Origin of the sequence: Prodigiosinella confusarubida (assembly GCF_002847015.1) — a bacterium.
Taxonomy (GTDB): domain Bacteria; phylum Pseudomonadota; class Gammaproteobacteria; order Enterobacterales; family Enterobacteriaceae; genus Prodigiosinella; species Prodigiosinella aquatilis.
The window spans coordinates 3,848,129-3,861,457 of the sequence record NZ_CP025085.1; the positions used below are offsets into that span (position 1 = coordinate 3,848,129).

The 13,329-nt window shown below is 51.0% G+C and carries 11 protein-coding genes; 2 read left to right on the forward strand and 9 right to left on the reverse strand.

Annotated features, from left to right (window positions below; genetic code table 11):
- Positions 1–225: 225 nt before the first annotated feature.
- Positions 226–888, reverse strand: a complete 663-nt coding sequence (gene fsa / locus CWC46_RS17560; protein WP_021015244.1) for a fructose-6-phosphate aldolase — start codon at positions 886–888, stop codon at positions 226–228.
- A gap of 142 nt (positions 889–1,030) precedes the next feature.
- On the opposite strand from fsa, the gene CWC46_RS17565 reads away from it, so the two are divergent.
- The gene (locus CWC46_RS17565) at positions 1,031–1,930 is read left to right on the forward strand and encodes a glycyl-radical enzyme activating protein (protein WP_021015243.1); all 900 of its coding nucleotides are present in this window, start codon (positions 1,031–1,033) and stop codon (positions 1,928–1,930) included.
- A gap of 4 nt (positions 1,931–1,934) precedes the next feature.
- Entirely contained in the window at positions 1,935–4,367 is a 2,433-nt protein-coding gene (locus tag CWC46_RS17570) for a formate C-acetyltransferase/glycerol dehydratase family glycyl radical enzyme (RefSeq protein ID WP_037381410.1), read from the forward strand.
- 88 nt (positions 4,368–4,455) lie between these two features.
- On the opposite strand, the gene CWC46_RS17575 is transcribed toward CWC46_RS17570, so the two are convergent.
- The 8 genes from CWC46_RS17575 to CWC46_RS17610 form a co-directional block, all read right to left on the reverse strand.
- The gene (locus tag CWC46_RS17575) at positions 4,456–5,220 is read right to left on the reverse strand and encodes a DeoR/GlpR family DNA-binding transcription regulator (RefSeq protein ID WP_021015241.1); all 765 of its coding nucleotides are present in this window, start codon (positions 5,218–5,220) and stop codon (positions 4,456–4,458) included.
- Between the two features lie 144 nt (positions 5,221–5,364).
- The gene (locus CWC46_RS17580) at positions 5,365–6,333 is read right to left on the reverse strand and encodes a chemotaxis protein (RefSeq protein ID WP_021015240.1); all 969 of its coding nucleotides are present in this window, start codon (positions 6,331–6,333) and stop codon (positions 5,365–5,367) included.
- Positions 6,334–6,769: 436 nt separating this feature from the next.
- Positions 6,770–8,587 carry an ABC transporter ATP-binding protein gene (locus tag CWC46_RS17585; protein WP_021015239.1) on the reverse strand — a complete coding sequence of 606 codons (1,818 nt, stop codon included), beginning with the start codon at positions 8,585–8,587 and terminating at the stop codon, positions 6,770–6,772.
- Between the two features lie 3 nt (positions 8,588–8,590).
- Positions 8,591–9,448 carry an ABC transporter permease gene (locus CWC46_RS17590; protein WP_416354409.1) on the reverse strand — a complete coding sequence of 286 codons (858 nt, stop codon included), beginning with the start codon at positions 9,446–9,448 and terminating at the stop codon, positions 8,591–8,593.
- A 62-nt stretch (positions 9,449–9,510) separates the two neighbouring features.
- Complete coding sequence (locus tag CWC46_RS17595; RefSeq protein ID WP_021015237.1) at positions 9,511–10,482, reverse strand: ABC transporter permease; 972 nt, start codon at positions 10,480–10,482, stop codon at positions 9,511–9,513.
- Between the two features lie 18 nt (positions 10,483–10,500).
- Positions 10,501–11,451, reverse strand: a complete 951-nt coding sequence (locus CWC46_RS17600; protein ID WP_021015236.1) for a nucleoside hydrolase — start codon at positions 11,449–11,451, stop codon at positions 10,501–10,503.
- Positions 11,448–12,401 (reverse strand): nucleoside hydrolase, encoded by a 954-nt coding sequence (locus tag CWC46_RS17605; RefSeq protein ID WP_021015235.1) that lies wholly within the window; start codon positions 12,399–12,401, stop codon positions 11,448–11,450. Before CWC46_RS17605 ends, CWC46_RS17600 begins: the two co-directional genes overlap by 4 nt.
- Positions 12,398–13,282 carry a dihydrodipicolinate synthase family protein gene (locus CWC46_RS17610; RefSeq protein WP_021015234.1) on the reverse strand — a complete coding sequence of 295 codons (885 nt, stop codon included), beginning with the start codon at positions 13,280–13,282 and terminating at the stop codon, positions 12,398–12,400. The genes CWC46_RS17605 and CWC46_RS17610 overlap by 4 nt, the downstream gene beginning before the upstream one ends.
- Positions 13,283–13,329: the final 47 nt, after the last annotated feature.

Below are 13,329 nucleotides of genomic sequence, written 5' to 3' on the forward strand. Positions count from 1 at the left end.
TGGGGAGAATAAAATGGCAACATTTATCCACTCAGATTCTAAAACTTGTTACGGCGATGCCATGCTCTACGTTATATCAAAATTACCACTAAAGACGTCACCACCGGGCAAAAATGCCAACGCATAACTCGTCATCTTTCAAATTTCACATCGCAAGTGTATTGGTTTTTTATACATAGACTGAACTTGCCTTACGGTTCACCTACCTCATTTTTTGCTAAGGATTCATAACGTTAACGTTCCAAAAGCGCCTAACCAGTCTTTTTCAAATTTTTCAACCGCGGCCTCTACCGCTGGCATTGAAATGAACTGTTCCGCAACGTCAGGAGGCAAAGTGATACATTGACAGCCCGCCAGCAAACACGCCATCACCTGACGCGCCGTTTTAAAACTGGCGGCCAGTATCCTGGAATCCGGCGCATGTAAAGAAAGCAATTGCTGAAGATCCTTGACCATCTGAATACCATCGCCACCTTGTACGTCCAGACGATTGACATAAGGAGCGACATACTCCGCCCCCGCCAGTGCGGACAATAGCCCCTGACCGGCGCCATATACGGCGGTCCCCAAAGTTGGAATATCTTCTGATTTCAAAATCTTAATCGCTGCCAGTCCTTCTCTTGTCACCGGGACTTTGATAATCACATCGTCAATGATGCAACGTAACTGTCGAGCATGATTGACCATCCCTTCCGCCGTCGTGGCCAACACCTGAGCAAACAGACGGCCTTTTCCACCCAACGACTCTTTTAACTCAAGCAGCAGGACATCAATCGGCTTCCCCGCATGTGCAACAATACTCGGATTGGTTGTGACACCGGCCAGTGGGAATACGCGTGCCAGACGCTTTACCGCCGCCACATCAGCAGTATCGAGATAAAGTTCCATCGTAGTCTCCTCACAAAGTGTGATATTTCGCATATTTTGCCAGTATAACGATTAGAACCGGTTTCTTTGTTGATAGAAATCAATATAGGTTTCTTTCGAAACATATTAAATCTTCATATGAAGAATTTAGTGGGTTGATTTTATGATCTTCAACATTCAGCGATATTCAACACACGATGGCCCTGGCATCCGTACCGTTGTTTTTTTGAAAGGGTGTGCGCTGAGATGTCGGTGGTGTCAAAACCCGGAAAGTTATTCTCAAACCCAGGATGTGCTGTTCGATGCCAGGCTATGCCTGGAAGGGTGTGAACTGTGCCATCAAGCCGCACCCGATGTGATTACCAGAACGGCACAAGGTCTGGTCATCGATCGTCAGAAACTACGACCGGAACATTATCGCGCTTTGCAAGACTGCTGTCCGACACTTGCCTTAACGCTGTGTGGCGAAGACATGGATGTAGAGCAGATTATGGCGATAGTGGTGCGGGATAAACCGTTTTACGCCCGCAGTCAGGGGGGCGTTACCTTGTCCGGTGGTGAACCGTTTATCAATCCACAATTGACAGAAGCGCTACTCCGAAAAAGTCATGAGCAGGGTATACATACTGCGGTCGAGACCTGTTTGCATGTGCCCTGGCATTACATTGAACCCGCCCTGCCCTGGATAGATCTGTTCCTGGCAGATCTTAAACATGTGGACGCGACGGTGTTTAAAGCATGGACCGGGGGTTGTGCCAAACGCGTGCTGGACAACTTGCGTCGCCTTGCCGCCGCCAACCAGAAAATGATTATTCGGGTTCCATTAATCCCCGGCTTTAATGCCGACAAAAAATCAATCCGGGCGATTACGAATTTCGCCGCAGATGAACTGAATGTAAAGGACATCCATTTTCTGCCTTACCACACCCTGGGGATGAACAAATACGTTTTACTCAATCAACCCTATTTTGCCCCGCAGAAACCCTTTGATGATCCACAACTGCTTGATTTCGCAAGATCATACGCTCAGCAGAAAGGTCTGACGGCCACACTAAGAGGATAAGATGATGACTACCCTGAAACTGGATATTCTCAGTGAGCGCATTAAGGCGCATAAAGATGCACTGGTTCATATTGTAAAACCATCGGTATGTACCGAGCGAGCACAGCACTACACCACTGTCTATCAATCCAACATGGATAAGCCACTTCCGGTTCGCCGGGCACTGGCGTTGGCCTACCACCTGACTCACCGTACTATCTGGATTCAACATGATGAATTAATTGTTGGCAACCAGGCGAGTGAAGTTCGTGCCGCCCCTATTTTTCCAGAATACACCGTCAGTTGGATTGAAAAAGAGATTGATGAACTGTCCGAACGCCCAGGAGCTGGCTTTTCAGTCAGCGATGAGAATAAACGCTTATTGCATCTGATTTGTCACTGGTGGCGCGGGCAAACCGTTCAGGATCGCTGCTACGGTATGTTCACCACCGAACAAAAAGCGTTGCTGGAGGCCGGCATAATCAAAGCGGAAGGCAACATGACGTCCGGTGACGCCCATCTTGCCGTCGATTATGCCTTACTGCTGGAAAAGGGTCTGGATGGGTTGCGTGACATGGTAAGCGAACGTCGTTCCCGTATCGATCTGACCGTGCTGGAAGATGTGCACGGAGCACAATTTCTGAAAGCGATTGATATCACACTTCAGGCGGTAAGCCAGCATATTGAACGTTACGCTGATCTGGCGCGCGGTATGGCAAAGAAAGAGCCTCGTGCCAGCCGCCGGGAAGAGCTACTGATCATCGCGGGAAACTGCGACCAGGTTGCTCATAAACCACCGGAAACCTTCTGGCAGGCGTTGCAGCTTTGCTACTTTATCCAGCTTATTCTGCAAATCGAATCGAATGGCCACTCCGTGTCGTTTGGCCGCATGGACCAATATCTCTATCCGTGGTATCGCCGTGATGTAGAACTCAAGCAGACACTGGGTCGCGAGCAGGCGATTGAAATGCTGCAAAGCTGCTGGCTCAAACTGCTGGAAGTCAGCAAAATTCGCTCGGGTTCCCACTCTAAAGCGTCGGCAGGGAATCCGCTGTATCAAAACGTGACGATTGGTGGACAGAACCTGATCAACGGTAACGCGGTTGATGCGGTGAACCCGCTTTCTTATGCAATTTTGGAATCCTGCGGTCGTCTGCGCTCGACTCAACCCAATCTCAGCGTTCGCTACCATGCTGGCATGAGTAATGATTTTCTGGACGCCTGTATACAGGTTATCCGCTGTGGCTTCGGGATGCCGGCCTTTAACAATGATGAGATTGTCATTCCCGAATTCATCAAGTTGGGTATCGAACCACAAGACGCTTACCAGTATGCGGCGATCGGTTGTATTGAAACAGCGGTTGGCGGCAAATGGGGATATCGTTGTACCGGGATGAGTTTCATCAACTTTGCACGTGTCATGTTGGCGGCGCTAGAGGGTGGACGCGACGCGACCAGCGGCCAGGTTTTCCTGCCGCAAGAGAGGGCCTTATCCAAAGGTAACTTTGCTCATTTCAGTGAAGTCATGGATGCATGGGATGCTCAGATCCGCTACTACACCAGAAAATCTATCGAGATCGAGTATGTGGTGGATACCATGCTGGAAGAAAATGCGCATGATATCCTCTGTTCCGCACTGGTTGATGATTGTATTGAACGGGCCAAGAGCATTAAACAGGGTGGCGCAAAATATGATTGGGTATCTGGCTTGCAGGTCGGTATTGCCAATTTGGGTAATAGCCTGGCTTCAGTCAAAAAACTGGTATTTGATCAAGGTGTTATCGAGCAGCAAGCATTGGCCAAAGCGCTGGCAACCGACTTTGAAGGCCTGAACAACGAACAATTGCGCCAACGTCTGCTCAATACAGCGCCCAAATACGGTAACGACGATGATGATGTTGATCTGCTGCTGGTTCGTGCTTATCAGACCTACATTGATGAAATAAAGCATTACCATAACCCACGTTATGGGCGAGGTCCGATTGGTGGTAATTATTACGCGGGAACATCCTCCATTTCCGCGAACGTCCCTTTCGGCGCCGCCACCATGGCAACGCCTGACGGACGTAAAGCAGGAACCCCTCTGGCAGAAGGCGCCAGCCCCGCGTCCGGTACCGACCATTTGGGACCAACCGCCGTGATCAGTTCGGTAGGGAAATTACCCACTGGCTCAATTCTGGGGGGCGTATTACTCAATCAGAAACTAAACCCTGCCACACTGGATAACATAAACGACCGGCAGAAACTGATGGCACTACTGCGTACCTTCTTTGAAGACCATAAAGGCTGGCATATTCAGTACAATATTGTTTCTCGGGAGACGTTGCTCGACGCCAAGAAACATCCCCAGCTTCATCGGGATTTGGTGGTGCGCGTTGCCGGTTATTCCGCGTTCTTCACCGCACTTTCCCCCGATACCCAGGACGATATTATTGCTCGTACCGAACATACCCTGTAATCAATACGACTCGGGATTAAGCTACTTGCCGGTCGGGAGAAAATGAGAGGGTAGCCACTGGCGAGTGGCTACCTGACAGCAGGAGAACTCACATATTCTGCGGCAAAGGTTCTGGCACAATGTCCAGCTGGATATTCTGCTCTTTCAGATGCCGCTGGTAATCAGGCGAGAGTCCGCTGTCGGTGATGACTCTGGAAAAGTGATGTTCGAGGGACAGGGGATAAGGGTGAATAAGCCCAAACTTTGAGGAATCCGTCAACGCGATATTCTCGACGCCCTTTGCCAGCACTGCGCTCACCACATCGCTGCGCATCATATTACGGCTGGTAAACCCGGTATCGTCGTGATAACCATCAATACCAATGAATGCCTTATGGAAATGCACCTGATGGATACAAGAACGGGTTAACGGACCGACCACGGATTCGCTGCTTTTCTGATACAACCCGCCAAGAATAATCACTGAACAATCGGTGTCTTTGAGAAGATGGGCGATGTAATAGCTGACCGTTACAATCGTCACACGTCGACTCTCGGCCAGACAGCGCGCCAGTAAGGCATTAGTACTGCCACCTTCAATAAATACCGACTCTCCATCGTTGATAATTGAAGCGGCATAGTCAGCAAGGGATTGTTTTAACCGATAACGTGTGCACATGCGGGCACTCACGTCATCACTGTCAATGGCGACGGCGGCACCATGAACACGTTTGAGGTAGCGCTCCCGTTCCAGGATAGTCAAATCCTGACGGATCGTCACTTCTGATACGCCAGTGATCTGCGCCAGCTCACTGACACTGACGTTACCGCGCTCGTTAACCAATTGAATGATGTGCTGCTGGCGTGAATTCATGCGCAATGGCTTTTTTGATTAAGTATCGGGACAGTGTATCAAAAAAGTCGCTTACGGTCAGAGAGGTGCGGGGGGAAAGAATAGAGGTTGCATCAAGGTCCATACATCGTTTACCAACAGTACGATGTACGGACAAATATGAAATTAACCGGGGTTCACTTCATCAAGCACGTTGTGGATCGCCGTTGCCAGCTCGTTCACTTCGAATTTTGCCACATACGCATTAGCGCCTACATTGCGAACATGCTCTTCATTGGCACTGCCAGACAACGAAGAGTGGATAATGACTGGGATTTTCTTTAGAAAATCATCACGTTTAATATTCCGTGTCAGAGTGAAACCATCCATCTCAGGCATTTCCAAATCGGTCAGCACAAACGCGATTTTATCCGAAATCGGCTTACCTTCGGCTTGCGCCTCTTGGGCCATCAACTTTATTTTATTCCAGGCTTCCAGTCCGGTGACATGCATGATGAAGGGAATCGACATGATGTTTAGACCCTGTTCAAGCATCACGCGAGCAACTTTAGAATCTTCAGCCACAATGGCGACCGCCCCTGGCTTTAGGTGAAACGTCTTCGCTTCCACGCTCTCGATCTGCATCTCGCGAGCAGTGGGTATGATGTCATGCAGAATCTGCTCAACATCCAGCACCAACGCCAGACGGTTACTCTCCTTATCCTGGTCAAGGCGAGCGATACTCGTGATATAACTGCTGTTGACACCCGGCTCGGCGGCAAGCACCTGGCTCCAGTCAAGACGAACAATATCGTCAACGGATTCCACCGCAAACGCCTGGGTACTACGCGCATATTCCGTCACCAGAATGATATTGAGCCCGGTACGTGGCACACACCCGACGACGGCAGGGAGATCAATAACCGGGATAACTTGCCCACGAATATCAACCATGCCAAGCAGCGGCGATTTCATACCAGCAGCCTTGGTCAACGATGGCATTGGAACAATTTCCCGGAGCTTAAACACATTGATACCGAACAACTCAGACGGTTCTTCAGGTGAGGCCGACCCCACCTGGAACAATAACAATTCAAACTTATTAGATGAGGTGAGATTGGTTCTCTCCTCAATCTCTTTTTGAAAATTATCCATATTTGCCTCAATGTGAGTACTTAATTAATGTACGGTAACAACGTGATATGAGTGATACAGGCAACATCCAGCTCCCCCACTGTACGCAATACTTCCATTCAAATCACGTTGACATATTATCCACCGCAAAAAATAAAATATGTGTTCCACATCCTCTGCTACATGTTCTTGTTACCAATAGCATAATCCAGCGGACTGATATCCATTCTTTTTTAAACCAAAAGCGCTGACGCCACCGCATGGAGATTGTCCATCAGCCACCATACCGGCACCAAAAGCGGGTCAGAAGCGTTCAACAATACATAGGGATAAAGATGATGGTATGTCTACGGGAAATGAATAGTCTGAAATAACGCACCCTCTGAGGTAATAGGAAATCACGGCGCGGCCACTCAATACCAATCATCCTTTTATCGGGATGATTAACACAACCGGCTTACGACTCCTGTACCCAGTGCCCATCTTCATACTGATGATAACGTCGCTCGGGCGGACAATAATCCACCGGTCGCAGTGGGCTGGTCAGCTCTTCTTCGAATAGCGAACGTTTAACCCGTTTTTCAGGATCGGGAACCGGCACGGCGGCCAACAAACGGCGAGTATAGGGATGTTGCGGATTATCAAAAATTGCCTGCCGTGAACCGATCTCGACGATTTCCCCCTGATACATCACCGCGACCCGGTGGCTGATACGTTCGACAACCGCCATATCATGAGAAATAAACAGATAAGCCAACCCCAACTGTTGTTGAAGATCGAGCATCAAATTAATGATTTGCGCTTTCACCGTCATATCCAATGCAGAAACCGACTCATCGGCAATGATCACTTTCGGGTTCAACGCCAATGCACGGGCGATACAAATTCGCTGGCGCTGTCCCCCGGAAAACTGATGAGGGAAACGTTCACTCATATCAGCGCGCAGTCCGACTTTTTTCAATAAGTCGGCCACACTTCTCTTTGCTTGTTCGGGTTTGATGATGCCATGAGTGATCATCGGTTCGGCTATTGCCTCGCCAATACGCAGACGCGGATTCAGGCTTTCATAAGGATCCTGAAATATCATTTGCACCTGCATGCGCAATCGTGCCAGTTCGCTGCTATCTGCCGCCAGCATATCTTTTCCGTTAATAGACACCGTGCCGCCACACGGCGATGTTAAACGCAAAATAGAACGCCCGGTAGTTGATTTACCACAACCAGACTCGCCTACCAGCGACAACGTTTCTCCTGGAAACAGTTGAAAAGAGACCTTTTCAACGGCGTGTACGCGTCCGGTAACGCGTTTCAACCAACCCGATCTCACCTCAAATCGCGTCACCAAATCCTTTACTGCTAATATCGGCTCACCATGTTGTACGGTATCGGTGATCTGATCTTCAGCAATATTTTGCCAATCTGGTATCGCGGGCTGATCGGGATCAACCAGCGCAAAGCGCTGCGGTAAGCGCGTACCGGCCATGGCGCCCAGCCGTGGCACAGCGGAAAACAGTATCTTGCTGTATGTATGTTGCGGTTGCCGGAACAGTTGCCGGGTGTCAGCCATCTCCACCCCTTCGCCCCGATACATCACCATGGTTCTATCTGCCACTTCCGCCACCACACTCATGTCATGGGTGATGAACAGAATCGACATGCCGGAATCTTCCTGTAGGGTTTTAATCAGTGACAGAATCTGCGCCTGAATCGTCACATCCAGTGCGGTCGTCGGTTCATCGACAATCAGCAGTTTAGGCTGGCACGCCAACGCGATAGCAATCACCACTCGCTGGCGCATCCCGCCGGAAAAACTGAGCGGATACTCGTTAAGCCGCGACTTCGCCGCCGGAATTCGCACCTTCTCCAGCAGCCGAACCGCTTCCGCCTGCGCGCTGGCTCGGTCCATGCCACGATGGCGTCTCAACACTTCGGTAATCTGTGTACCAATCTTCAACACCGGATTAAGGCTGGTCATCGGCTCCTGAAAGACCATCCCAATATGGTTACCGCGAATTCGCTGCATGGCGGATGCAGACAGGGACAATAACGCCTGTCCGTCAAACTGGATGCTACCACTGACGCTGACTTGTGGACCGGCCAGCAGCCGCATGATTGACATGGCGGTCACGCTTTTACCAGAGCCGGATTCTCCCACCAGCGCCACAGTCTCACCTGATGCGATATCAAACGACAGATCGCGCACCACATTCATCCATTCGCCGTTGACGCGAAATGCCGTATTGAGTTGTTTAACGCTAAGCACCGGCTGGCTCACGCCCTACTCCTCATTTCTTGTATTTAATATGTCGCGCAGGGCATCACCAATCAGGTTGATGGAGACAATCAGCAACAGCAGCATGATTCCGGGGAACAGACTAATCCAATAATCGCCCGACATTAAATAGTCGAAACCGTTGGCAATCAGTAACCCTAATGAAGGCTCGGTGATCGGCAGACCAATGCCCAGAAACGACAGTGTGGCTTCCAGCATAATGGCATAGGCAATCCGCATGGTAGCCACCACGATCAGCGGTGGCAGGCAGTTAGGCAGCATGTGATGAAACAGAATACGGCGATCCGACAACGCCATCCCGCGGGCGGCATCAACATAACTGCGTCTACTTTCAATCAGCGCGGAACCGCGAATGGTGCGCGCGTAATACGCCCATTGGGTAATCACCAGCGCCAGAATGATTTTATCCACCCCTTGCCCAAAAACGGCCAGTAGAATCAGGGCAATCAGAATCGGCGGGAAACTCAACTGGATATCCACGATCCGCATCATTAACGCATCGGTTTTTCCGCCATGCCAGGCGCTGAACATTCCAACCGTCATCCCAATCAGCAGGGCAACAACCGCGCTGCTCACGCCGACAATCAGACTGGTCCGCGTGCCGTAAAGAATGGCACTCAGCAGATCTCGTCCCTGATCGTCGGTACCCAACCAATAGATCAGCCCCGCCGGACTCTGTGAGCCGGGAGGCAGACGATTGTCCATGATCTCCAACTGGGCAAGGTCGTAAGGATTCTGTGGTGAGATATAAGGTGCCAACACGGCCAGAAGAACGATGACCGAGAGTAATACCACCCCCATTAACGATAGGCGGTTACTGATCAGCGCATGCAGTGTGCGGATAAAGGCCGACCGTGTCTCCACAACATGCTGGGTAGTAGAGTGGATTGAATGGTCTGGCACGTTTAGCGCCCTCCCAGCCGGATACGCGGATCGACCACCGCATACAGCACATCAACCAGTAAATTAATCAGGCTGAACATGACCACGGTCATCATCAGGTAAGCCAGAATCACCGGTCGGTCAAGCACCGCGATGGAGTCAATAATCAGCTTACCCATGCCCGGCCACGCATAGATGGTTTCTGTCACCACAGCGAAAGCAATCAGCGACCCCAGTTCAAGACCAATCACCGTAATAAGCGGAATCAGCGTATTTTTCAACACGTGGACAAATAGGATGCGCGTCTCAGACAGCCCTTTGGCGCGAGCAAAACGCACATAGTCTTGTTGCAGACACTCCAGCACACCAGCGCGAGTCAGACGGATAATCAGCGAAATTTTGAACAACGCCAGATTGAGTGCTGGCAGAATCAGGTGCCGCCAGCCATCAATGGTCAACAGACTTGTCGGTATGCCAAATACCTCTACCGTCGCCCCCCGGCCAGAAGACGGCAATATTCCCAGCTTAACGCTGAACAACATGACCATCATCATACCGATCCAGAAAGTAGGCAGGCTGAAACCAAGAATAGAAAACGTCATCACCGATTTAGCCGCCAGACTGTCTGGCCGCATCCCGGCAAATACCCCCAGAGGAATTCCCACCACCAACGCCATCAGAAAAGCAACCAACGCCAGTTCCAGTGTCGCAGGCATGCGCTGCAAAATAAGATGCAGCGCCGGCTGATTAAAAATATAGGAATTACCCAGATTGCCATGCAGTGCATTGACCACAAACAGCGCGTACTGTTGCCATAACGATTTATCCAACCCGAAGGCGTGAATAACCGCATCGCGCTCCGCTGGCGTCGCATTGCTGCCCAGTAATAAATCGATAGGATTACCGACCAGATAGATCCCGCCAAATACCAGCACCGACATCACAACCAACGTTATCAGCGTTTGTGCCAGACGGTTAAGTAAGAAAGCGGTCATGCGATAGCGGCCCTTGTGTTATCCCTGATGATAGCCGTAGTGGCTTAGTACCCTCGTCAATAGTGCCATAAATTTCGCCTCATCGACGGATTGCATCACCGTTGCATTAGGAGCAGTCGGTAACTTGCCATAAAAATCCGCCCAGGTATAACCGGCAGTTTCTCCGGTAACGGCCACGCCGATGGTCGCCGACCTGCCGGCAAACAGCGTCGGTTGCAGTAACCAGGCAATCACCGTGGCGTCATGAATCGGCCCACCCTCGCGCCCCAAGCGACCAATATCACTGCGGTCAAAAGCAGCCAGCAAGTTTGCAATCGCTTGCCCCGGTTGCCCGGCGGTTTGCTGCAAAGTAGTGATCTCTTTCTGGGTGATCAGCGCTTGAAATGTCATATCAAGCGGCATCACGACCAGCGGTATACCGCTGGAAAACACCCGCTGCGCGGCATGAGGATCAGCATAAACATTGAATTCAGCCCACGGAACACGGTGCCCTAGTGCAGTAAACGCACAACTCATGGTAACAATTTGGCCAATGCCTTTCGCTACATCCGGATGCTGAATCAACGCCAGCGCCAGATTGGTCATTGGCCCGATGGCACAAAATGTAATCGGATCATTATCCGCCGCCGCCTGACGTGCAGTGCGCACGATAAAATCAACGGCATGCTCTGACTGCACCGCATAAGATGCGTCAGGCACCAGATCGTCACTGAACGCACCGATCGCCGCATATTTGCCATACCGTTGCGGACCGATCAGCGGCCCGTGGCTACCGGCATAAATCGCTACGCCCTGACGGCCTGAAAGGCTCACAATTTTCGTCGCATTGGTCACCGCATCATGGAGCGGCACATTACCAGCCACCACCGTAATACCCAACACGTCCAACTGTGGAGACGCCAGTGCCAACCATAGTGCAATCGCGTCATCCACGCCTGGATCGGTATCAATAATAATGCGACGTGTCATAGGCCGATCCCATACACAGAAAATAACTGACAAAACAACTGAAATACCTGTTCTGTATCCACACCGATAACAATGTCCACATTGGCAGTCTGACCCGATTTATTGTACAGATCGGCAATGGTTTGCCCCATGCATAGCTCACTCTGATGCTCAATAAACACCCGGGCCCGTTCAGTCCGAAATAGATCAGGGCGCAGCACCCAGGCAATCACCAGCGGATCGTGGAGCGGCCCGCCACGCGAACCATAACGGCGGACATCATTACGATCCCAGAAAGCCATCAAGTTGCCCAACGGCGCACTGATTCGCCCGGCCTGCGAGATCAGTTGCGTCACCCGTTCCGGCGTTAATATCACCTGATGGGTAGCATCCAGCGGTAATACGGTAATCGGGAGTGTCTGCGAAAAAACAATATGTGCCGCATGCGGATCGGCAAACATATTGAATTCGGATGTCATAGTACGATTGCCTGCTTCACGGTAGGCACCGCCCATCAACACGATACGCTCAATTCCCGACACAATATCTGGTGCGATACGGAGCGCAGAGGCAATGTTGGTTAACGGCCCTAACGCACAAAGCGTGATCCGTTCTCCCGAGATAACGGCAGCACGACAGCTGTCAATCAAGAAACCGACCGCATGCTGTGTTTTTACCTGCCGTCGCGGGGTGGGAAACGGGCAATCACCCAATCCGCTTTCACCATGAAACTGCCCGTGAATCGGTGCACGTAGTATGGGTTGCCAGCAACCGGCGAACACCGGTATGTCTTCACGCTGACCGAGTTCAACAATCTGTAATGCATTGCGCGCGGTGTGAATTACCGGCTGATTGCCATTGACTACTGTGATACCGAGAATGTCGAGCTGAGGGGCGACAAAAGCGCTGAGCAGCGCGATGGCATCATCAATACCGGGATCGCAATCAATAATGATAGGGATTTGACTCATAAAGCACCAACTGTATGCAATACAGCGGCGATTTCTTGTCTGGCCTGATCATTCAACGGCTGCTGTGGCGGTATCGGATCACCAACGGCAAAACCCTGTAGTTCCAGCGCCGCTTTGATACAGGCGGCAATAGTGTATTTGGCAAAAATTTCATTAACGCACCACAGCGGACGCTGTAGATCCATCGCCTGCTGCCAGTCACCACGTTTGGCAGCGTCGTACAGCGCCAGGCTCTGTTTGGGTACGATACACGCCGGTCCCGCCATCCACCCTACCCCGCCAATTAACATGACGCAGGCTGGAATATGTGCCGACGCGGCAAAAACCCGCATCCGCCCCTGCGTTCGTTCTATGATCGATAATAACCGTCCAGTGTTGGTCGAGGCATCCTTAATGTAGTTGATATTGTCAACATGACTGAGGCGCTCGATCACCGGCAGACTTAAGTCGGCACGCTGAAATTGTGGATTGGTGTACAACACCACCGGTTTTTGCTGTGCCGCCTGTGCGATAGCGCGGAAATAACCTTCAATCCCGGCATCAGTAACCGGGAAATAGGCTTCCAGAATCGCCAGGATGCCATCAACGCCAAGCCGGACATACGTTTGCGTTTGCTCCACCGCCTCCTGAACCGCGGTAGCGGCGACACCGGCAATAACCGGTACTCGCCCCCGCGCAGCATTCACTACGGTACTGACTACATCAAAACGCTGCCTGGTGTTCAGATAAGCAAACTCTCCCGTGCTGCCCAGCGGAACAAGACCGTGCACACCGCTGGCAATCAGGTGCTCTACCAGATCAATCAGCACGGCCTTGTCAACGCTGCCATTGGCATTCACCGGCGAAACCAGATAAGGATAAACGCCGCTAAATTCCTTCATTTTCTTACTCTTATTAGATAAAACCCTGGTGTTAACGCAAAAAATCA